21 protein-coding genes are annotated in these 19,396 nt (G+C 65.0%); 13 read left to right on the top strand and 8 right to left on the bottom strand.

Annotation, left to right across the window (positions count from 1 at the left end; all coding sequences use genetic code 11):
• Nucleotides 1-2: 2 nt before the first annotated feature.
• Complete coding sequence (locus tag ACY65G_RS14660) at nt 3-1,388, bottom strand: KamA family radical SAM protein (RefSeq protein ID WP_464998060.1); 1,386 nt, start codon at nt 1,386-1,388, stop codon at nt 3-5.
• A gap of 194 nt (nt 1,389-1,582) precedes the next feature.
• On the opposite strand from ACY65G_RS14660, the gene ACY65G_RS14655 reads away from it, so the two are divergent.
• Together ACY65G_RS14655 and ACY65G_RS14650 are read left to right on the top strand one after the other, a co-directional pair.
• A complete protein-coding gene (locus ACY65G_RS14655) occupies nt 1,583-2,047 on the top strand; it encodes a cache domain-containing protein (protein WP_464998059.1) in 465 nt (154 codons plus the stop codon).
• Nucleotides 2,048-2,124: 77 nt separating this feature from the next.
• A complete protein-coding gene (locus ACY65G_RS14650) occupies nt 2,125-3,810 on the top strand; it encodes a methyl-accepting chemotaxis protein (protein ID WP_464998058.1) in 1,686 nt (561 codons plus the stop codon).
• A gap of 18 nt (nt 3,811-3,828) precedes the next feature.
• Here the strand turns inward: ACY65G_RS14650 and ACY65G_RS14645 are convergent, their stop codons facing one another.
• A complete protein-coding gene (locus ACY65G_RS14645; protein ID WP_464998057.1) occupies nt 3,829-4,404 on the bottom strand; it encodes a DNA-3-methyladenine glycosylase in 576 nt (191 codons plus the stop codon).
• A 214-nt stretch (nt 4,405-4,618) separates the two neighbouring features.
• Between ACY65G_RS14645 and ACY65G_RS14640 the strand changes: the two genes are divergently transcribed.
• From ACY65G_RS14640 to ACY65G_RS14620, 5 genes are all read left to right on the top strand, one after another.
• The gene (locus ACY65G_RS14640; protein WP_464998056.1) at nt 4,619-5,479 is read left to right on the top strand and encodes an HDOD domain-containing protein; all 861 of its coding nucleotides are present in this window, start codon (nt 4,619-4,621) and stop codon (nt 5,477-5,479) included.
• 27 nt (nt 5,480-5,506) lie between these two features.
• On the top strand, nt 5,507-6,697 hold the full coding sequence (locus ACY65G_RS14635; protein ID WP_464998055.1) for a hypothetical protein: 1,191 nt from the start codon (nt 5,507-5,509) through the stop codon (nt 6,695-6,697).
• Between the two features lie 68 nt (nt 6,698-6,765).
• On the top strand, nt 6,766-8,745 hold the full coding sequence (locus ACY65G_RS14630; RefSeq protein ID WP_464998054.1) for a CocE/NonD family hydrolase: 1,980 nt from the start codon (nt 6,766-6,768) through the stop codon (nt 8,743-8,745).
• Between the two features lie 140 nt (nt 8,746-8,885).
• On the top strand, nt 8,886-10,085 hold the full coding sequence (locus ACY65G_RS14625) for a tetratricopeptide repeat protein (RefSeq protein ID WP_464998053.1): 1,200 nt from the start codon (nt 8,886-8,888) through the stop codon (nt 10,083-10,085).
• Between the two features lie 123 nt (nt 10,086-10,208).
• On the top strand, nt 10,209-11,084 hold the full coding sequence (locus tag ACY65G_RS14620; protein ID WP_464998052.1) for an alpha/beta hydrolase: 876 nt from the start codon (nt 10,209-10,211) through the stop codon (nt 11,082-11,084).
• Nucleotides 11,085-11,086: 2 nt separating this feature from the next.
• On the opposite strand, the gene ACY65G_RS14615 is transcribed toward ACY65G_RS14620, so the two are convergent.
• Together ACY65G_RS14615 and ACY65G_RS14610 are read right to left on the bottom strand one after the other, a co-directional pair.
• Nucleotides 11,087-11,644, bottom strand: coding sequence for an RNA 2'-phosphotransferase (locus ACY65G_RS14615; protein ID WP_464998051.1), 558 nt, complete (start codon nt 11,642-11,644; stop codon nt 11,087-11,089).
• Between the two features lie 39 nt (nt 11,645-11,683).
• Entirely contained in the window at nt 11,684-12,886 is a 1,203-nt protein-coding gene (locus ACY65G_RS14610; RefSeq protein WP_464998050.1) for a lipase family protein, read from the bottom strand.
• A gap of 127 nt (nt 12,887-13,013) precedes the next feature.
• On the opposite strand from ACY65G_RS14610, the gene ACY65G_RS14605 reads away from it, so the two are divergent.
• Nucleotides 13,014-13,991, top strand: a complete 978-nt coding sequence (locus ACY65G_RS14605) for a helix-turn-helix transcriptional regulator (protein ID WP_464998049.1) — start codon at nt 13,014-13,016, stop codon at nt 13,989-13,991.
• 21 nt (nt 13,992-14,012) lie between these two features.
• Here the strand turns inward: ACY65G_RS14605 and infA are convergent, their stop codons facing one another.
• Complete coding sequence (gene infA / locus ACY65G_RS14600) at nt 14,013-14,273, bottom strand: translation initiation factor IF-1 (RefSeq protein WP_130187479.1); 261 nt, start codon at nt 14,271-14,273, stop codon at nt 14,013-14,015.
• Nucleotides 14,274-14,690: 417 nt separating this feature from the next.
• The gene (locus tag ACY65G_RS14595; RefSeq protein WP_464998048.1) at nt 14,691-15,446 is read right to left on the bottom strand and encodes a CPBP family intramembrane glutamic endopeptidase; all 756 of its coding nucleotides are present in this window, start codon (nt 15,444-15,446) and stop codon (nt 14,691-14,693) included.
• A gap of 77 nt (nt 15,447-15,523) precedes the next feature.
• Here ACY65G_RS14595 and ACY65G_RS14590 point away from each other — a divergent pair, with 77 nt between their 5' ends.
• Together ACY65G_RS14590 and ACY65G_RS14585 are read left to right on the top strand one after the other, a co-directional pair.
• Nucleotides 15,524-16,153 carry a TetR/AcrR family transcriptional regulator gene (locus ACY65G_RS14590; RefSeq protein WP_464998047.1) on the top strand — a complete coding sequence of 210 codons (630 nt, stop codon included), beginning with the start codon at nt 15,524-15,526 and terminating at the stop codon, nt 16,151-16,153.
• A 55-nt stretch (nt 16,154-16,208) separates the two neighbouring features.
• A complete protein-coding gene (locus tag ACY65G_RS14585) occupies nt 16,209-16,478 on the top strand; it encodes a hypothetical protein (RefSeq protein WP_464998046.1) in 270 nt (89 codons plus the stop codon).
• Here the strand turns inward: ACY65G_RS14585 and ACY65G_RS14580 are convergent.
• Nucleotides 16,461-16,955, bottom strand: coding sequence for a DNA-deoxyinosine glycosylase (locus ACY65G_RS14580; protein WP_464998045.1), 495 nt, complete (start codon nt 16,953-16,955; stop codon nt 16,461-16,463). The two genes, ACY65G_RS14585 and ACY65G_RS14580, sit on opposite strands and share 18 nt — an antisense overlap.
• Before the next feature lie 50 nt (nt 16,956-17,005).
• Here ACY65G_RS14580 and ACY65G_RS14575 point away from each other — a divergent pair, with 50 nt between their 5' ends.
• Nucleotides 17,006-17,485, top strand: coding sequence for an Mpo1 family 2-hydroxy fatty acid dioxygenase (locus ACY65G_RS14575; RefSeq protein ID WP_464998044.1), 480 nt, complete (start codon nt 17,006-17,008; stop codon nt 17,483-17,485).
• 25 nt (nt 17,486-17,510) lie between these two features.
• Here ACY65G_RS14575 and ACY65G_RS14570 read toward each other — a convergent pair whose 3' ends face one another.
• Complete coding sequence (locus ACY65G_RS14570) at nt 17,511-17,675, bottom strand: hypothetical protein (protein WP_464998043.1); 165 nt, start codon at nt 17,673-17,675, stop codon at nt 17,511-17,513.
• A 136-nt stretch (nt 17,676-17,811) separates the two neighbouring features.
• Here ACY65G_RS14570 and ACY65G_RS14565 point away from each other — a divergent pair, with 136 nt between their 5' ends.
• On the top strand, nt 17,812-18,762 hold the full coding sequence (locus ACY65G_RS14565; RefSeq protein WP_464998042.1) for a DMT family transporter: 951 nt from the start codon (nt 17,812-17,814) through the stop codon (nt 18,760-18,762).
• A complete protein-coding gene (locus ACY65G_RS14560) occupies nt 18,759-19,244 on the top strand; it encodes an N-acetyltransferase family protein (protein WP_464998041.1) in 486 nt (161 codons plus the stop codon). Before ACY65G_RS14565 ends, ACY65G_RS14560 begins: the two co-directional genes overlap by 4 nt.
• Nucleotides 19,245-19,396: the final 152 nt, after the last annotated feature.

Here is a 19,396-nt window from a genome sequence, read left to right as displayed (position 1 = left end):
GGTCAGGCGGCGTTGCTGCGCGAACCGTAGTCCCGCGCGCTGGCGATCGGGATCACCTTGCGCTCCTGCGGCGCGTGGCTGTCCTCATCGGTCTCGAAGAAGAATTTCTCCTTGCCGAATGCGGGCTTCAGGTGATCGAGCCACGTGGCCTTCTCGTCGTACTTCGCGAAGAACGGCTTCTTCACCCAGTCGGGATTGCGGGCCTGCAGGAACTGCAGCGCGAACACCTTCTCGCCGTTGATCGTGACCACGCCATCGATGGCGACCTTGCCGGGGAACGCGCTCATCGACGGGCCGCGCACGGTGCGCGCCAGGCCGGACACCATCTGGTAAGCCTGCTGGAAGATCTCGTGCGCGCGCGCCAGCGGCAGCTGGAAGTATTCGCTCGGCCCCGTGTCGCGCTCGACGAACATGTAGTACGGGATCGCGCCCAGGCGCACGCCGGTGCGCCACAGTTCGGCCCAGCTGTGCGGATCCTCGTTGATGTGGCGGATCAGCGGCCCTTGCATGCGCAGCGTGGCGCCAGTGCCCACGATGCGCTTGACGGCCTTCTGCGCGATCTCCTGGCGCAGTTCGACCGCATGGTTGTAGTGGCCCATGATCGCCAGGTTCTTGCCGCTGGCAACGACCTTCTCGAACAGCCGCAGCAGGTCGTCCGCATCCTTGTCGGTGACGAAGCGCTGTGGCCAGTATGCGACGGACTTCGTGCCGATGCGGATGTTCTGGATATGGGCCATGTCGGGCCCCAGCAACGGCTCGATGAATTCCGCCAGCGAGCGGGTATTCATCACCATCGGGTCGCCGCCGGTGATCAGGACGTCCGTCACTTCCTCGTGCGACCGCAGGTACGACACGAGTTCCGTGGTTTCCCTGGCATCGAACTTCATGTCGTCCATGCCCACGAACTGCGGCCAGCGGAAGCAGAACGTGCAATAGGCGTGGCACGTCTGGCCGGCGCTGGGGAAGAAGAGCACCGTTTCCTTGTACTTGTGCTGCAGGCCCTTGAGCACGTGGTCGTTCACGCGCGGCACGTTGTGGGTCATCTGGCCGGCCGGGTGCGGGTTCATGCGCATGCGGATCCTGTGCACGAGGGCCGCAATCGCCGCATCGTCATTCTTCACCAGCACCAGGTCGCGCAGTTGGCGGTATTCGTCGGCCGGCAGCATGTCGGCATGCGGGAACACCAGGCGGTAGATGGGATCGTCCGGCACGTTGTTCCAGTCGATCAGGTTCTCCAGCACGTACTCGTTGGTGCGGAACGGCAGCACGTGCGAAACCACCTGCACGGCTTCCTGCTGTTCCGGCGGCAGCCATTGCCACTGGCGGGCCTGGCGGATGCTCTGGCGGGTGTAAGGCCTGAATTTTTGCGGGACGAGGTCGCTTATCATTTTGCTTGCTCCTGATCAAAGGAAACGAAAGGGAAACCACATCGTAGACATGCGCCAACGGGGCATGTTGCTGTATCTCAATATCCCTGTGGAAAATTTTCGTCGCGATTCTTTACACCTTGCGCTAGCGCAATTTCTTCCCGGCAGCGCCAGCGCACAATGGCTTGACCTTGACCAACTAATGGGAGCCCAACATGAAACAAGTATTGATACGCGGCATGACGTATCTTGCATTTGCCACTGTCACCGCGGCCGCGTTCGCCAATCCGGGACCGACCGAAAAAGACGCGATCGCCATGGCCGAGCGCGGTGCCGCCTTCCTGAAGGCGAACGGCAAGGAAGCGCTGATGAAGAAGCTGGTCGCCAAGGCCCCGGACTTCGTGCAGGGCGAGCTGTATGTCGACATGCGCGACCTCAAGACAGGCATCGTGCTCGCCCACCCGATCAACCCGTCGATCGTGGGCAAGAACCTGACGGACGTGCCCGATGCCAGCGGCAAGGTCTACCGCCGCGAGATCATCGAACTGGCCGCGAAGCACGGCAAGGGCTGGGTCGATTACATGTACAAGAACCCGGTCAGCGGCAAGATCGAGCCGAAGACGACCTATATCCTGCGCGTCGGCGACGTCGTGCTGGAAGCCGGCATCTACAAGAATTAGGCAGCCATCGCGCGTTGCCCACTCATCCAGTCGTACAAACCACTCATTCAACCTATTCATCCCTGGCGGGAGTCGTCATGCTGAACAAATTACGTATCGGTCCCAAACTGTTGCTGGCACCCGGCATCGTGCTGATCCTGCTGGTGGCCATCACTGCCTGCGCATGGGTCGGCATGGTGCGCCAGAACGCGTCCATGGAAAACCTCGTGCAGGTGCGCGCCGCGCGGCTGAAGGCCGCGGCCGACATCGCCGGCGAAGCCAAGTACGCCCACGCCAACATCTACCAGTTGCTGGCATGGGTCAACGGCAGCTTCGCGCAAAGCCGCCTCGACGAGCTGACCGACCGCATCCACAGCCGCCACCGCGGCATCGAGCAGCAACTGGTGCAGCTGGCGCGCGTGTCCGATCCCGAGGAGCGCAAGCTTGTCGATGCCTCCAGCCACGCACTGATCGCCTACCGCAAGGGCGTGCTGGAAACGATCGAGATGGCGCAGATGGACCAGTCGATCGCCACCAATGCGATGCAGAAGGCGGAGCGCCAGTTCGTGCTGCTGGAAGGCGAGTTGCAGCGCCTGGCGGCGCTGGAAAAATCGCTGTCGGAAACGGCCCACGCCGAAGCCAAGGCCGAATTCCGCCAGCTGGGCATCGCGATGGCGGCGCTGTGCGTACTGTCGGTGGCGCTGTCGCTGCTGGTATCGATGCTGGTGCGCGCCGCGCTGCTGCGCGACATCCGCTCGATCGCCGACGTGGTGCGCAGCCTTGCCGCCGGCAGGCTGACGTCGGCCCCGCCGAACGCCGGCCGCGACGAGATCGCGGAAACGGCCCGCGTGCTGGACCAGAGCATCGCCAACCTGAACCAGACGCTGCGCACGATCCGCGGCGCGGTGCAGTCGATCGACACGGCGTCGCAGGAAATCACCGTCGGCAACTTCGACCTGTCCAGCCGCACCGAACGCCAGGCCGGTTCGCTGGAAGAAACGGCCAGCGCCATGGCCACCCTGACCAAGGCGGTGCGGCACAACGCCGAAAACGCCCGCGAAGCGTGCCAGCTGGCAGCCACCGCCACGGCGATGGCGGAAAAAGGCGGCGCCGCCATGACCCAGGCCGTGACGACGATGGCATCGATCCGCGCCAGTTCCCGCAAGGTCGTGGAGATCACCGGCGTCATCGACAGCATCTCGTTCCAGACCAATATCCTGGCGCTGAACGCGGCCGTGGAAGCGGCCCGTGCCGGCGAACAGGGCCGCGGCTTCGCTGTCGTGGCCGGCGAAGTGCGCATGCTGGCCGCACGCTCGGCCGCGGCCGCCAGGGAAATCAAGGAACTGATCGCGGCCTCCGTTTCCACGATCGACAACGGCGCGGCCTCGGTCACGCTGGCCGGCAGCAGCATGGGCGACATCGTCTCCTCGGTGCAGCAGGTGAACCACATCATCGGCCGCATCAGCGCCGCCAGTGCCGAACAGGCGCAAGGCATCTCGGAAGTGAACCAGGCGGTAGGCCAGATCGACGACGTCACGCAGCAGAACGCCGCCCTCGTCGAAGAAGCCGCCGCCGCCGCGGAAAGCCTGCAGGAGCAAGCCGTGAACCTGTCGCGCGCGGTCTCCGTGTTCGAACTGGATGTGGGCATCGACGGGACGGGCCGTTCGCACTACGCGGCCGAGGCACTGACGCCGGCCGAGCGCCGCGCCTTGAGCAGCCCGATGCGCGGGCTGCGGCTGCAACCGCCGCCACCGGGTGGTACCCGCCGCGAGCGCCGCGGCTGACCGGCAGGGCTGGACCGGCTAACGGAACGGCTTGCTCAGGTAAGGCGACTTGCCCACGCCGAAACGCCAGGGCGTGTCCATTGCCTTCGAGATGCCGATGCGGGGGCCGGCCACCACGGGCAGCGCCATCGCCTCGGCATCGCGCGGCAGCAGGTGGAACGGTGGCAGCGCCAGCGACTTGCCGTTGTGCTCGCGCGTGATGCCCAGCGCCTGGCAAACGCGGCCCGGACCGGATGCCAGCAGCCGCGGATCCTCGAGCCCGCGGCGCACCGCCATCGTTTCCAGGCCGTGCAACGGCTCGATCGCGCGGATCAGCACGCCGGCGCCATGGCCTTCCTCGCGGCACACGAAGTTCAGGCACCAGTGGATGCCATACGAGCGGTACACATAGGCATGCGCGGGCGGGCCGAACATGGCAGCGTTGCGCTCGGTGGGGCCGTTGTAGGTATGCGAGGCCGGGTCTTCACGGTCGTAGGCCTCGGTTTCGACGATACGGCCGCCCACCCCGTCCACCAGCACCGTCACTCCGATCAGCAGCCGTGCCACCTCGTGCGACGGCGCATTGAAATCGATTCCTGCAAGATAAGTTGTCATGCGCGGATTGTAGCGCCGGCGCATGCAAGCCAGCGCCGGGGTCGACAGACTTGCCGATCCGCCAACGGCAATCTGTTCATTTCGCTATCGAAGCGGCGCGGATGGGCAACAGGACGCAGCGTCCTGAACAAAAATCTCGGTAAAAACGATATTGCCCTAACGAAACAGGCGATAATGCCATGTTCGCCGTTTCCCGCTGTTTTTGTATACAACCATGACCATCGCCACCGCTCACGCCAAGGAAGCCACCGTAGAAGATGCCCTGCTGCGGTCGATCCGTATCCCGCCGCGCCCGAGCCTGCTGGTGGACCTGCAGGGCGAGCTGGCCGAGGACGATCCGTCGCCGCGCCGCATCGCCCGCATCATCGGCAATGACGTGGGCATGTCCGGCGCGCTGCTGAAGCTGGCGAATTCGCCCTTCTTCGGCGCCACCCGCAAGGCCAAGTCGGTCGAGCAGGCGATCAATTTCCTGGGGCTGAACCAGTGCGCGGCACTGCTGACGGGCCTGCTGGCACGGCAGGCCATCGATGGCGGCGGCGGCGATCTCAACCAGTTCTGGGACACGAGCGCGCGGCGCGCCGAATCGCTCGTGTTCATCGCCCGCCGGCTGCGCATCGCCCCACCGGACATCGCCCACACGTTCGGCCTGTTCTGCGACATCGGCGTGCCGCTGCTGATGGACCGCTTCGCCGACTATGGCGACACGCTGGCGCTGGCCGGCAGCGACATGGGGCGCAGCTTCACCGAAGTGGAGGATGCGCGCCACAGCACCAACCACACCGCCATCGGCTGCCTGCTGGCACGCAACTGGGGCCTGTCGCCGGACGTTTCCTGGGCAATCCTGCATCACCACGACTATGCGGTGCTGGACGACGATGCCACCGACGACGCGATCCGCTCGCTGGTGGCGGCGTCGGTGCTGGCCGAACGGGGCATTGCGCGCTACCATGGCACCCGCGATTCGCTGGAGTGGGAAAAAGGCGGCGAACCGGCCTGCCGCCACCTGGGCCTGGATGCCGGGGAGGTCGAAGACCTGCTCGAGGAATTGCACGACACCTTCCACATCGATCACTGACGATGCCCTTCCGGGCGTCGGGAAACCATGCCCAAGAATAAAAAACCCGTCCCCCGCAAGTCCGCCATCCCCGAAGAAGAAAAAGAGGAAGCGCAGATCGCCGCGCTGTGCACGCTCGCGCTCGAACTGGCCGAGCAGGAAGACAGCGACACGCTGGGCGATGCGCTGCGCCAGAAGGAACTCGATTTCAACCGCCTGGTGCGGCGCTACCTGGCCCAGGGCCGCGACGATGTGCTGTACGGCGCCATCGACCAGGCCAGCCACGAAGACATCGGCGCGTTCCAGATGCTGCGCGCCGCCGTCGAGGAAGCGGCGGCTTCGCTGCAGATCCGCCGCGAGAATGCGCCCACGCTGGAAATCGATGCCTTTGCCATTCCCGTCTTCGTCGGCAGCACCGGCGGCCTGGTGGAAGCGGAAGGTTTCCAGGACGATGCGGCCTACGAGGCCCTGCTCGACAGCATGAAGAGCGCCGGCCTGGAAAGCCCGAAGGCAAAGCTGGTGCTCGTGCGCCACGCCTATGACGCGGCCGAGGCGAGCGGCATCACCTACAGCCAGTTGCACGCCATGGCGCGCGAAGCCTCTGCCGTGCTGGGCAGCAAGAAGGTGGCGGAAGCACCGGCGCTGGAACGCAGCATCACGGGCTGGAGCCCCGCCGCGTTCGGCCCGGATGACACGGCCGTGGAACTGCGCTTCCTGGTCGGTTTCTCGCAAAAGCATGCCGACGATCCCTTCTATGCCGTGCCCGATGGCGAGCAGGCGGCCGAAGACTGGTTCGAGGCACGGATGGAACGCTACCGCCGCTGGACCGAAGAGGCCGCGCCCCTGGTGCGACGCCTGCTCGCCCCGGCGGACCGCGACCTGCAACTGAACTTCCTGTACCAGGACCTGTTCTTCGGCGCCCGCACGCAGGGGCTGGCGGAGCAGGCGATGCTGGCGCTGATGGCCACGCTGGGCGCCGCGCTCGACGGCCACGAAGGCCCGGCCCGCGCCGTGGTCGGCCCGGCCGACGTGAAAGGCGATATGGTGCTGCGCGTGCAACTGCTCGGCGGCGACACGGTCATCGCCACCGCCGAGCGGCCGCTGGAACTGGGCAGCGACCTGGCCGTGGAAGTGGACGACGTGCGCGACGCCCTCGCCACGCTGGGCGTGGCGGACGTGGCGGTCGCTTCCCGCTTCGATGCGCAGGGCCACGCGGTCGATCCACGTCCGCTCGACTAGGGCGTTCGGGACACGTTTCCACTTCGGCTACACTGCACGCTTCTTGTGCTGACCGAACGAAGGAAACGATGTCCCGTCCCATTTCTGCGCCGATCGGCGCCCTCGCCCTCTCACTGTTCCTCGGGTTCGGCGGCGCCCATGCCGCCAGCCTGGCCGTCCACGACGACGCAACGGAAACCAGGGAAGCCAAAAGCGACCCGCGCGAGCGCTACACGAAGTACGAATTCCAGGTGCCGATGCGCGATGGCGTGAAGCTGTTCACGGTCGTCTACGTGCCGAAGGATACGGGCCGCAGCTACCCGTTCCTGGTGGAGCGCACGCCCTACAGCGCCGGCGTGTATGCCGATGAGCGGCTGCGCTACGGCGTGAACTTCATGCCGGAGAGACTCGGCCCGTCGAAGGAGTTCGAGGACAGCGGCTACATCTTTGTCGAGCAGGATGTGCGGGGCCGCTTCATGTCCGAGGGCAAGTGGCAGGAAATGACGCCGCACGTGAAGGCACAGCGCCTTGCGGGCGAAGGCAACGAGTCGCAGGACATGCACGACACCGTCGAGTGGCTGCTGAAGAACGTGCCGAACAACAACGGCAAGGTGGGTATCCTCGGCATCAGCTATCCCGGCTTCTACACGTCGGCAAGCATCATCGATTCGCACCCGGCCATCAAGGCCGCGTCGCCGCAGGCGCCAGTGACCGACCTGTACATGGGTGACGACGCCTACCATGGCGGCGCCTTCATGCTGGCCGCCAACTTCGACTTCTATGCCGCGTTCACCGAAGAACCGAACCCCACGCCGCTGCCGAAAACGTGGAGCGAGTTCGATTACGGCATGCCGGACGGCTACGATTACTTCCTGCAACGGCTCACGCTGGAGAACATCGCTTCGAGCCTGTCGGACAAGCAGCGCACGCTGTTCGCGCCGATGATCGAGCACACCAGCTACGACGACTTCTGGAAGAGCCGCAACATCGCGCCGCACCTGAAGAACGTGAAGGCCGCCGTGCTGACGGTGGGCGGCTGGTACGACGCGGAAGACCTGCAAGGCCCGTTCACCACCTACCACGCCATCCGCAAATACAACCCGACTACCTTCAACGGCCTGGTGGTGGGCCCGTGGGTGCATGGCGGCTGGGCCCGCGGCGACGGCAAGAGCCTGGGCCGCGTGCAGTTCGACGCGAACACGAGCGACTACTTCCGCAAGCAAATCCAGTTCCCGTTCTTCGAACAGCACCTGAAGGGCGTCAAGCCGGCCAGGGCAATCGCCGAGGTGACGGCATTCGAAACGGGCACGAACGTGTGGCGCCAGTACACCGCCTGGCCGCCGCAGGGCGCGAAGCCGCGCATCCTGTACTTCGGCGCGAACGGCGGCCTGGGCTGGCAGAAGCCGTCCACCGAGGCCGACCGCGACAGCGGCTACGACGAATACGTGAGCGATCCGAAGAAACCTGTGCCGTTCGTCGGCTACCCGGCCACCGGCGTGCCGAAGGAATACATGGTGTCCGACCAGCGCTTCGCCGCCACCCGGCCGGACGTGCTCGTGTACCAGACCGCACCGCTGGAGCAGGATGTCACGATCGCCGGGCCGGTCACGCCGAAGCTGTTCGTTTCCACCAGCGGCACGGACGCGGACTGGGTGGTGAAGCTCATCGACGTCTACCCGAACGAATTCCCCGAAGGCGGCGGCGAGCGCCAGCGCGGCAAGGACGTGCCCGCGCCGCGGCTGGCGATGGCCGGCTACCAGCAGCTGGTGCGCGGCAATCCGCTGCGCGGCAAGTTCCGCAACAGCTTCGAGCGGCCCGAGGCGTTCGTGCCGGGCAAGATCGAAGCGGTGAACTTCCACCTGGGCGACGTGCACCACACGTTCCGCCGCGGCCACCGCATCATGGTGCAGGTGCAAAGCTCGTGGTTCCCGCTGGTCGACCTGAATCCGCAAACCTTCACCGATATTGCCAAGGCAAAACCGGAGGATTTCAGGAAGGCGACCCAGCGTGTGTACCACGCGCCGGCAACGCCGTCGGGCCTGGAGCTGCTCGTGCTGCCGTCCCGCTGAACGGGCTTTGACAAGCGAAACGGCGGGGAGGATACTGGCCTGATCGGAGGGCCGCCATGCTCACTTGTCCGCGCCTGTATGTGCAACCTGGCCTGCACCCTGGCCTGTACCATTGTGTGCAGGCCCACTCGCCCACTGGCTTGTCCACTGACCTACCCGCGGCCCGGTTCCGGGCGGCTCTGCTGGCGCTGGCCCTGCTGCTGTCGATCTTCCTGTCCGGCTGCGCCACGGCGCCCGCTCCCGAAGCGCCGCCCGGCGACCTGTTCGCCGACCACCTGTTCGGCCCTTCCACCGCCACGATGACCGAAGCGGACATCTTCGGGCTCACGCCGGCGATGAAAGCCTATGTCACCGAAGTGCAGCGCCACCGCCGCGGCCGCGAAATCCGCCACGCGCTGTTCGAGGCGCTGTACCAGCGCGACGGCCTGCAGCTCGAATACGATTCCGCGATCACGCGCACCGCGGCGCAGGCGTTCGAAGCGCGCCAGGGCAATTGCCTCTCGCTCGTCATCATGACGGCGGCGCTGGCCAACGAGATGAACATTCCCGTCGTGTTCCAGGACATGCCGGTCGACGATGCATGGAGCCGCAGCGGCGAGCTGTATTTCAACAGCGGCCACGTGAACCTGAAACTGGGCCGCATCCTGCGCGAAAGCGTGTCTTCCTACGACAGCGCCACGTACATGGTGGTCGACTTCCAGCCGCCGCCCGGTGGTCGTTCCATGGACGGCAATACGATCAGCCGGCCGACAGTCGTGGCCATGTTCATGAACAACCGCGCCGCCGAGGCGCTGGCGCGCGACCGCTTCGACGAAGCCTACTGGTGGGCCCGCCATGCCGTCAGCGCCGATCCTTCGCTGCTGTATGCCTACAATACGCTGGCCATCGTCTACCGCCGGCACGGCGATGCGGCCATGGCCGAGCGCACGCTGCGCTGGGCCCTGGGCCGCGAGCCGAAGAGCACGATGGTGTTGAGCAACCTGGCGCAACTGCTCGACGCCGAGGGCCGCAAGGAAGAAGCCGGCGTGCTGCGCGAACAGCTGGCCCGGCTGCAACCGGTCGCACCGTTCTATTACTTCAACCTGGGCCGCACGGCGATGGCCATGGGCGACTGGAAGCGCGCCCGCACGCTGTTCGAGCGCGAGCTGCAGCGCGATCCCGACTATCACGAATTTCATGCCTGGCTGGCGGCAGCGCTGCGGCAGCTGGGCGATCACCGTGCCGCCAACCGGCACATCGAAAAGGCGATGGCCGCGAGCACCACGCGTGCCGACCATGCGCTGTATGGGGCCAAGCTCGACCGCCTGCGCGCCCATGCGCAGCCAACGCCGCAGCACTGATTCGTGACCGCATCAGCGAACACCTTTCAGTGCGCAGCTTGGTGAGAATTTCAAGCAATACTTCGTAGAGATTTCGCAACAGCTTGCGCGACGCGCTGTCGCGTTTGGCGGTAGACTGGACTCATGAGTACATCGAGAAAAGTCGCCGCCGCCGTGGGTGTGGTCGGTTTCCTGTGGGCAGGCATGGTTTCCGCGATCGCGGCCGGCCAGCGCAAGCTGCTGTTCAATCCCACGCTGGTCCGCGAAGTGCAAAGCCCGCGCAGCAGCGCGCACCGCACGCGCGCCGTGGTGCTGCGCGCGCACGACGGTACCCGCCTGGCGGGCTGGCTGATGACGCCGCACACGCCGGGCCCGCATCCCGCCGTGCTGTACTTCGGCGGCCGCTCCGAGGAAGTGTCGTGGGTGGCGCGCGATGCGGGCAACCTGTTCCCCGGCATGGCCGTGCTGGTGATGAATTACCGGGGCTATGGCGATTCGCGCGGCGAACCCGGCGAAGAACACATGGTCGAGGATGGCTGCATGCTGTTCGACTGGCTGTGCAGCCGCAGCAATGTGGACAAGGGCCGCGTGGCCGTCGTCGGCCGCAGCCTCGGGTCCGGCGTGGCCGTGCAGGTGGCCAAGGAACGCCCGGCGCACTCGGTGGTGCTGATCACACCCTACGATTCCATCCTGGCGCTGGCACAGCGCCGCTTCCGCGGCGTGCCTGTCAGCTACCTGCTGCGACACCGCTTCGAATCGATCAAGTATGCGTCGCTGCTGTCCGCTCCCACCTATGTGCTGCGCGCGGCCAGCGACGACGTGGTGCCGCACATGCATACCGACGTGCTGGTGGCCAAGCTCGTGCGCGTGCACATGGATGAGACGATTCCCGACTCGGACCACATGAACATCCCCTACCTGCCGGCCACGCAGCACAAGATCGCGCAGTTCCTCACCACGCAGTTCATGCTCACGCCACCGCTGCAGCCGGTGCCGGCAGAGGCGCCGACCGCCGCATAGCCTTACTTCGCCGGAAAATCGATGAACCGCACCGGCACCGCGCCGGTCAGCCACACGCCGTTGTCGGCCTGGTGGAATACCTGGCCTTGGCCATGCAGTTCCATGGCGCGGATTTCCAGCACGACCGGCACGCCGTAGCGCGCCCCTACCTTGACGGCCGTGTCTCGGTCCGTGGACAGGTGCACATGCTGCCGCGAGCCCGGCCGCAGTCCCGACTGGCGGATCGACGTGATGAAGCGGCTGGCCGTGCCGTGGTACAGCACGGGAGGCGGCACCGCCGGCGCCAGCGCCAGGTCGACGGAACGCAGCGAATGCCCCTGGCTCGCCCGAATCCGCGTGCCATCCTCGCTGAAGGCAAAGCGCTGCTTGTCGTTGCCGGCGACGACGTCGCGCAACGCCTCCAGCGTGAGCGGCGTGCCGTGGCGCGTGGCCTTGTCCAGCAGTTCGGCCACGTCGGCCCAGCCGTTCCGGTCCAGCGCCAGGCCGATCTTGTCGGGCGCGTGGCGCAGGATCAGGGACAGGAAGCGGCTAATGCGTTCATGGGTATTCCGGGCAGGCATCGTGAGGACTCGAAGGACAATGCCCGCGATGATAGCGGATCAGGGCGCCGCGCAGCCGTTGCGTGCGGCCTTGCCGGCAAAGCGGTCGGCGAACCAGTCGGGCAGGCGCGACGCCGCCTCGGGCACCACGGCCGAGTGGTCGAGCCCTTCGAACGCATGGTAGTCGACCGTGTTGCCGGCGCTGCACAGCGCCGTGCGCTCGCGCAGCGTGAGGTTGGGCGGCGTGGTCGTGTCCGCGCTGCCCTGGAAGATGGCGAACGGCATCGTGCCCTTCGGACTGAAATCGTCCACGGCCGTCATCGCCTCCCACCAGGGCGAGCCCGGCACCAGCGCATCGGGCCGGTAGGCATCCTCCACGCCGGCCGCCGCACTCCACACGTCGAAGCAGCCGTCCGCCAGCACCGGCAATTGCTCCATCGCCTCCGGCGCGAGGAAATCGCGGTACTTCAAGTCCGGAAAGGCCGCCTGGATACCGGGCAGCGTGGAGATCACGTAGCCGGCGTTTTCCGCCGTCGTCATGGAGTTCAGCGTGAGCTCGCGGATGCGCACCGCCGGGGCGACCAGCGCGGCGCCCAGGCCGGTGAATTCGGGCGCATAGGTGCCGGCGATGCTTTCCGCCCACATCGTGGTTTGTCCACCCTGCGACCAGCCATACATCACATAGCGGTTCGACACCTGCGCGCCGGGGAAGTTGCGGGCCACGCGCAGCATGTCGAGCGACGCCCGCGCGTTGGGCTGGCCCGCCATATAGAACGCCGGGCCGGGCAGGCCCAGGCCGGGATAGTCGCTCATCGCTACCACGTAGCCGCGCGCCAGCAATGCCGCCAAGGCGGGCACGCGATCATGACCGCCCTCCTTCGTGCTGCGGCGCGATGGCGCGCAGGCATCCGCCAGCCCGGCCGTTTCGTGGTTCCACAACACCACGTCGCGCGGCCCGGCGCCGCCACCGGCCGGCAGGTAGATTTCGCCGGACACATACGCCAGCCGCCCTGGTGCGATTTCAGAGACATAGACGACATTCCATCCCGTCGCCCCCTTCGGCGCATCGGTGCGCTTCTGCGCATGGAGGATGTCGCCGGTCTGCCCGCCTGGCGGCGGGGCCCCGTAGACGTTCCAGAAATCGGTGCCGAATACGGTGGGCAGGCGCGCGGTGGGGCCTGCTGCGCCAACCGCGCCGGCGGCCAGCGCCGAGCACAGAAATAGCAGACGCAGGCTTCCCTGCATCGTGGTGGTGATGGGCATTCCAGTCTCCTAGCGGTATATGGTATCGTTGAATATCAGGCAGTCTGATATTAAGTCCATCTTACGGCGAGCCGTGCGGGCCGTGACCTCCGCAGATGCAGAGGGGAGCGCGAGAAAGCGGGGAGATATGGAACAGGACTGGACCACGGGCCTGCGCGCCGGCGGCAGCCTGCCGATGGCGCTGCACGCGTCGTTCAGCGGCTGCCTGCTGGAGTTGCAGATGCTGGCGAGGCACGCCCGCGCGGATGCGCTGGCGCGCGACGCATTGCTGGCGTGGCGCCGGCTGGTACCGTTCGATGCCGGCTGGTGGGGCGAAGTGGCCAACGATCCGCCGCGCAACGTCGTGCACGGCAGTATCGGCCTGGCCGACTCGTTTGCCAGCGAATGGAACGGCATGATTGCCGGATGCGATACGTTCGCACAGGGCTCCATGGCGCAACCCGGCACGGTGTTTCGCGCCAGCGGCGGCTACCGTGGGCCGCCCGGCGCCATCGCGGACTTCATCGACCGCCACGGCCTGCACGCGATCATGGCGATCACGGTGGACTTGCCCGGCAGCGGCGTGCAATTCTTCATTGCGCTGTACCGCCGCGATCCGCACGCCGGCTTCGGCGACGTGGAAGGCGCATTGTTCGCGGAGTTCACGCGGCATCTCGTGCAATCGTGGCAATACCGGCTGGCGGAGCTTGGGCCACTGGATGCACTGGCGTTGAGCGACAGGAGCGGCCGCCTTTGCCATGTGGGCCGGCAGGTTGCCGAACTGCTGCGCCGGCATGGCAAGGATTGGTGCGGCACGACGTTACCGCCCGCATTGATGGCGGCGCTGACAGGTGCGCCGCGTTGTATTCGGTTTGCCGGTGCGAGGTTATCGGTCGGACCGGCAGGCGATCTGGTCGCCATCAGGATGGTGTGCGAGACCCCGGTGCTGGCGCCGCGCGAGCTGCGTGCCGCACTGCTGTTTGCACAAGGCCTGTCTTACAAGGAGGTTGCCCGTGCGCTGGCGTTGTCGCCGGCAACGGTACGTACGTACCTGAAGTCCGCTTACGCGGGCCTGCAGGTGACGAACAAGGTGGAACTGGTTGCTGCGCTCAGGTTGGTTACCTGAGTAAACCGCGCTGTGAAGCGATTAGCGGCGACGTGCGTGGTGCGTTGGCGCTGGGCCACGCTTTTCAATGTGACGGAACGTGATGCGACCCTTGTTCAGGTCGTATGGCGACATTTCCAGCGTCACACGGTCACCCGCGATGATGCGGATGTGGTTCTTCTTCATTTTGCCGGAGGTATAAGCGATCAGCTTGTGACCATTGTCGAGATCGACGCGGAAGCGCATTTCCGGCAGGATTTCCGTGACGAGACCATTCATTTCGATCAGTTCTTCTTTAGCCATATTCCCTTTCGATTGGTGTCCGCAAAGGCGCGGACGGATGCTGCGGTCGGCTCGATACAAACGAGCGATGGATGGAGAGCGCGCTTTGCACTAGCGCAGGCTACCCATATGAGGGCATACCGGAGAAAAAAAAGCCCGCTTGCTGCGGGCTTCGTTTCAATGTGCTACCAATGCTTCCATCGCTGCTTCAGCCCATGCTATCTGCGTGGTGCGAAACTCCGGGGCGCCCGTGCTATCTGCGTGGTGCGGCCGGCGTGTAATCCGACAAAGTGTGGAACAACAACCTGCAGGCGGCTTTTCTGCCCCGCCGCGTCACAGCTTTTACACTTGCCTGTTCGCGTCGCCTGCTTCGTTCGGTGCGAATAAACTCACCGACAAACAAAGTATAGCATAAGTCTTTTGGTGCGGCGCACAAAATTATGCGCGGAAATTACTGGTACTCTCCAAGTGTTGCGTTTTCGCCTCGCCGTCGAGGTCGGGGCGGTACATCCACAGCACCTGCAGGTCGATAACCGCATGAAGCACGATCGGCAGGAAGAGGCTGCCCGTGCCGATTGCCAGCAAGCCGAACACCAGGCCCATCACGGTAGAGGCCAGCATGCCGCGCCACCCTTGGTATAAATGGGCAAGCCCGAAGGCCAGTGCGCTCAGCAACCAGGCCGGCAGCAAACCGAGTTGAAAACCGCCCGGCCACTCGGCAAGCAGGCAGTGCAGCAGGAAGCCCCGGTAGAGCAGTTCTTCGCAGATTCCCGCCGTCAGACTCAACAGGATCCACCAGCGCCGTTCCACTGGGGATGCCGGCAGCAGGAAACGCATGGGTGCAAACGCCGGGGCGATCCGCTTGCGCCGGGAAGCATCGCGCAGGCAGGCCAGTCCCTGCATTGTATTAGCGAGGAAAAACGCACACGTAACAAGTACTGCGGCGCAGGCGAGCAGCCAGTGATCTTTTCGCCAAGCTTCCGCCACAGGCGATCGCATATGAAAAACGTGCCACTCCTGCCCTGCCATGAAGACCGCCACGGTGGCGATCCATAGCGTCAGCGCGCTGCGCCGGTAGACTGCGAGGCGCGCACATTCGCCCGGATTGCGGCGCAGCTCCGCCAGCTTGCGGCGGTCGAGGATTGGCAGCAATGCAACGATGAGGACCAACAAGCCGCTTTGCCAGATGTCCATGGTCCCACCAATAGGAAGATATATGTAAATGTGGGTTTACATTCGCATATTGTCCCGGCTTTGTCTATCATCGGCACATGGACAGTCCAAAAAATATTCACCCTCCCCGGCAAAAACGCAGCCAGGCAACCCTTGCCAGCCTGCTGAACGCCACGATCCGCGTGCTGGACGAATATGGCCTCGACGCCGCGACGATTCCGCGTATCGCCGGGCTCGCCGGCGTTGCCCCGGCCAGCGTGTATCGCCGCTTCGTCGACAAGGATGCATTGATCCGGACTGCGCTGTTGTCGATGCTGCGCACAAGCCGCGCCGAGGCACTGGTGGTGCCAGCCACCGAATCGTTGCCGGACACGGCACGGCGCCTGATGAGGCTGTTGTTCCTGCAGTATCGCCGGCATCCCCGGCTGTTGCGGGCACTGTCGCGTTTCCTGGAATCCGATACCGACGCGGCGTTCGTGACCGAAGCGCGAACGGTCGTCGCGGCCAACCTCGAGTTGCTGGTCGAACCCTTGCTGGCGCATCGTGCCGCCATCCGCCACACGGACCCACACGCTGCGCTGCGCTTCGCGCTGTTGCAGGCCCTGACGTCGATCGAGGCGATTGCGCTGGAACCGTTTTCGTTGTGGCATATCGCCATGCCGGACACGGACGACGAACTGGCGGAGCGGTTCGCGGAAGGATTCGTGACTTACCTGGTACGGCGTTGACCGGTTACTGGACAAACATGCATTTGCGCGATCCGGTTCTTGAGGTATACCTTGCATGACGCCGAATCCACCGGAGAGCACTGTGCCGATCAAGGTCATCGATGGTTACGAAGTATCATTTTCCGGCAAGGCGCTGGCGGGTACCACGCAATGGGGCGCGTATGTGTCGATCGCCGTTCCTTCCGCCAATCCGATGCACATGACTTCCGTCTACAAGAAGCGGCGCGTTTCGGCGGATCTTGCCTTGATGGACCAGCAGGCTGCGGAGGCGGAGGCGGAACGGGTGGCGATGACGGTCCTGGATGATCTACGTTCCAGACAATAGCTGCCGCCACACATCCAGCTTCTGCTCGAACGTCATCGCCATGTGCGCGGGCGAGCTCGACGGCAGCACGACGGTGCGATAGCCCCGCTCGTCAAACTGCGGCGCGAACTTGCCGGAGGCCTGCCCGTTGAATCCCACCGTTTCCAGTTCTGGGCAAAGATGCTGCAGCCGCTCGAAGTCGTTCGCAGCGGGTTTGCGGATCGCCGAATCCAGGCTGCCTTCCCGCTCGCAGGCACCGAGCACGTCCCACAGGCCGATGCGGTGCGCCAGCAGGCGCGGCAGGCGTTCCGCATAGGGCAGCGAGTACAGGTCGTCGCCCACGAGCGCGCCGATCAGCCGCCAGAACTGGTTGCGTGGATGGGCGTAATACTGCTGCGCCGCCAGCGACGCGGCGCCGGGGAAACTGCCGAGTACCAGGACGCGGATGCGGGAATCGATTACCGGCGCCAGGCCGGTCAGCAGGGGTAGAGATGCCATGCGCCGGATTGTAACGCCGCTGATTAAAATGGCCTCGACAGGAGGAACCCATGAGCGAACCGAAGACGATGGCGGCAGTGATCGATAAAGCCGAGGCAGGCACCGGGCCGGTCCATGCGCTGCTGGCCCGCTATGCCGAAAGCCACCGCGATCCCGTCAACGAACGCATCCATTTCGTGTGCGTGCCGGTGATCATGCTGTCGCTGCTGGGCTTGCTGTGGGCGGTGCATCCGCTCGTCGCGGTGGCCACGGTGGTGGTGGCCCTGGCGTATTACTGGAAGCTGTCGCGGCCCTTCGCGGCCGGGATGCTGGTGATGGGACTGGTGATGCTGGGGATCCTGGCGTCATTGCCGCCGATTGCTGTGCTGCCGCTGTCGATCGTCATGTTCGTGCTGGCGTGGGCCGGGCAATTCATCGGCCACATCATCGAAGGCAGGAAGCCATCGTTCTTCGACGATGTGCGCTTCCTGCTGGTGGGACCGCTGTTCGTGCTGGGGTTCGTGTACCGGCGGTTCCGCATCGCATATTGACCAGGAAAACGGATGACAGCAGCGATCAGAGCGGCGATGCCAGCCGCAGGGCGACCACGTGCTTCAACGCACCGTCGCCACAGGCGATCAGGAAGCCCGTGAGCAAAGCGATATAACACAGCAGCGCGAACACGTTCAACGGCAATATCCAGTTCATGATGGCGTTTCCCGGCGTGGTGAGATCTGCCATCGTAATTGCGATTCTTGCAGCTCGGTTGCCATCGCCCTTGTGCTTGCGTCCACTCAAGTGGCGTGGGCGACACAGCAACAGGCGGCGCTTCAAATTGCTCTATGGCAAGGACAAACAAACGCCGTATACTGCCGGGATGCCTTCTCCCATCCTGTTCATCATCGCCTGCCTGATCTGGGGTTCCACGTTCTGGGCCATTACCCTGCAGCTGGGCGACGTGCCGCCGGCTGTCTCGGTGGTCTACCGGTTCGCGCTCGCGTCGGCGGTGCTGTTCGCCTGGTGCAGGCTGCGTGGCGACAGCCTGCGCCTGTCCTGGCGCGCGCAAGGGTGGACGATCGTGCAGGGCTGCGCCACGTTCGGCCTCAGCTACATCTGCACTTACACGTCCGAGCAATATCTCGTGTCGGCACTCGTGGCAGTGCTGTTCGCGCTGATGGTGTTCTGGAATCCGATCCTGAACCGCATGATCCTCGGCACGCCGCTGTCGTCGCGCACGTGGGTGGCGGGAACGGTCTCCGTGCTGGGCGTGATCATGCTGTTCTGGCAATCGATCGGCGGCGCCATGCGCGAGATCGTCGGGGGCGGCAATGGCCACTTCCTGATGGGGCTGATCCTGGCATTGGTGGCCACGATCGCCAGTTCCATCGGCAATGTGCTGGTGGTCAAGGTGCGCGAACACGACAGCAATGTGCTGCTGACGATGGCCTGGGGCATGCTGTGGGGCACGCTGCTGGTAGCGGCCTGGGCAGTGGTTAGCGGCCAGCCGTTCGTGCTGCCCTCGTCCGCGCGCTACTGGGGGGGCCTGCTGTACCTGTCGCTGTTCGGCTCCGTGATCGCGTTCGCCTGCTATTTCACGCTGATCCACCGGCTCGGCTCGGGGAAGGCTGTCTACATCGGTGTCGTCACGCCCGTGATCTCGGTGCTGCTGTCGATCCGTCTCGAAAACTTCCGGCCCGGTGTCATCGAATGCCTGGGCATGCTGGTGTGCCTGGCCAGCGTGGCATGGGCGCTGAAAGGCCCCGCGCGCGCGCCGGCACCTGTATCCTTCATCGAACCCGAACCCGCTTTACTGAAGAAAGCCTCATGACCGAACTGCGCATCCGCCCTGCCCGCCCCGACGACGTTGCCCCGATCCTCGCGATGATCCGCGAACTGGCCGTCTTTGAAAAACTGGAACACATGGTCATCGCCGACGAGGCGATGCTGCACGATGCGCTGTTCGGCACACGGCCGCCATGCGAAGCGATCGTGGGCGAAGAAGGTGGTGAGGTGGTGACGTTCGCGCTGTTCTTCCATAATTTTTCCACCTTCCTCGGCCGCAAGGGCCTGTACCTGGAAGACCTGTACGTGAAACAGAGCCGCCGCGGCCAGGGCCATGGCAAGCGGATGCTGGCGGCACTGGCCGCGCTGGCCGTGGAGCGCCAGTGCGGCCGCTTCGAATGGTCGGTGCTGGACTGGAATGCGAACGCCATCGCGTTCTACGAAAAGATGGGCGCCGATGTGCTGCCCGACTGGCGCATCTGCCGCGTTACCGGCGAAGCGCTCACGGCGCTGGCCTCGAACCGGTAATCGCCGGGCAAAAAAAAAGCCACGCGGCACTTGGCGGCGTGGCGGGAACCCAGTTGTCAGTCGGGAGGGGAGATGAATCAACGGATTCAATATAGTCCCGTGCTCCCGGCCGCGGCCCGGGATTTTACAAATGCTTACGCCCCGTAGCAAAA

This window comes from Pseudoduganella sp. jia 12 (assembly GCF_055502675.1).
This window is presented reverse-complemented; position numbering and strand designations above follow the sequence as displayed.

Excerpts from the sequence above, each read along its gene's own strand:
- ACY65G_RS14660 (WP_464998060.1), bottom strand. The coding sequence starts at position 1,388 with ATGATAAGCGACCTCGTCCCGCAAAAATTCAGGCCTTACACCCGCCAG.
- ACY65G_RS14655 (WP_464998059.1), top strand. The coding sequence starts at position 1,583 with ATGAAACAAGTATTGATACGCGGCATGACGTATCTTGCATTTGCCACT.
- ACY65G_RS14650 (WP_464998058.1), top strand. The coding sequence starts at position 2,125 with ATGCTGAACAAATTACGTATCGGTCCCAAACTGTTGCTGGCACCCGGC.
- ACY65G_RS14645 (WP_464998057.1), bottom strand. The coding sequence starts at position 4,404 with ATGACAACTTATCTTGCAGGAATCGATTTCAATGCGCCGTCGCACGAG.
- ACY65G_RS14640 (WP_464998056.1), top strand. The coding sequence starts at position 4,619 with ATGACCATCGCCACCGCTCACGCCAAGGAAGCCACCGTAGAAGATGCC.
- ACY65G_RS14635 (WP_464998055.1), top strand. The coding sequence starts at position 5,507 with ATGCCCAAGAATAAAAAACCCGTCCCCCGCAAGTCCGCCATCCCCGAA.
- ACY65G_RS14630 (WP_464998054.1), top strand. The coding sequence starts at position 6,766 with ATGTCCCGTCCCATTTCTGCGCCGATCGGCGCCCTCGCCCTCTCACTG.
- ACY65G_RS14620 (WP_464998052.1), top strand. The coding sequence starts at position 10,209 with ATGAGTACATCGAGAAAAGTCGCCGCCGCCGTGGGTGTGGTCGGTTTC.
- ACY65G_RS14615 (WP_464998051.1), bottom strand. The coding sequence starts at position 11,644 with ATGCCTGCCCGGAATACCCATGAACGCATTAGCCGCTTCCTGTCCCTG.
- ACY65G_RS14610 (WP_464998050.1), bottom strand. The coding sequence starts at position 12,886 with ATGCCCATCACCACCACGATGCAGGGAAGCCTGCGTCTGCTATTTCTG.
- ACY65G_RS14605 (WP_464998049.1), top strand. The coding sequence starts at position 13,014 with ATGGAACAGGACTGGACCACGGGCCTGCGCGCCGGCGGCAGCCTGCCG.
- infA (WP_130187479.1), bottom strand. The coding sequence starts at position 14,273 with ATGGCTAAAGAAGAACTGATCGAAATGAATGGTCTCGTCACGGAAATC.
- ACY65G_RS14595 (WP_464998048.1), bottom strand. The coding sequence starts at position 15,446 with ATGGACATCTGGCAAAGCGGCTTGTTGGTCCTCATCGTTGCATTGCTG.
- ACY65G_RS14590 (WP_464998047.1), top strand. The coding sequence starts at position 15,524 with ATGGACAGTCCAAAAAATATTCACCCTCCCCGGCAAAAACGCAGCCAG.
- ACY65G_RS14585 (WP_464998046.1), top strand. The coding sequence starts at position 16,209 with ATGACGCCGAATCCACCGGAGAGCACTGTGCCGATCAAGGTCATCGAT.
- ACY65G_RS14580 (WP_464998045.1), bottom strand. The coding sequence starts at position 16,955 with ATGGCATCTCTACCCCTGCTGACCGGCCTGGCGCCGGTAATCGATTCC.
- ACY65G_RS14575 (WP_464998044.1), top strand. The coding sequence starts at position 17,006 with ATGAGCGAACCGAAGACGATGGCGGCAGTGATCGATAAAGCCGAGGCA.
- ACY65G_RS14570 (WP_464998043.1), bottom strand. The coding sequence starts at position 17,675 with ATGGCAGATCTCACCACGCCGGGAAACGCCATCATGAACTGGATATTG.
- ACY65G_RS14565 (WP_464998042.1), top strand. The coding sequence starts at position 17,812 with ATGCCTTCTCCCATCCTGTTCATCATCGCCTGCCTGATCTGGGGTTCC.
- ACY65G_RS14560 (WP_464998041.1), top strand. The coding sequence starts at position 18,759 with ATGACCGAACTGCGCATCCGCCCTGCCCGCCCCGACGACGTTGCCCCG.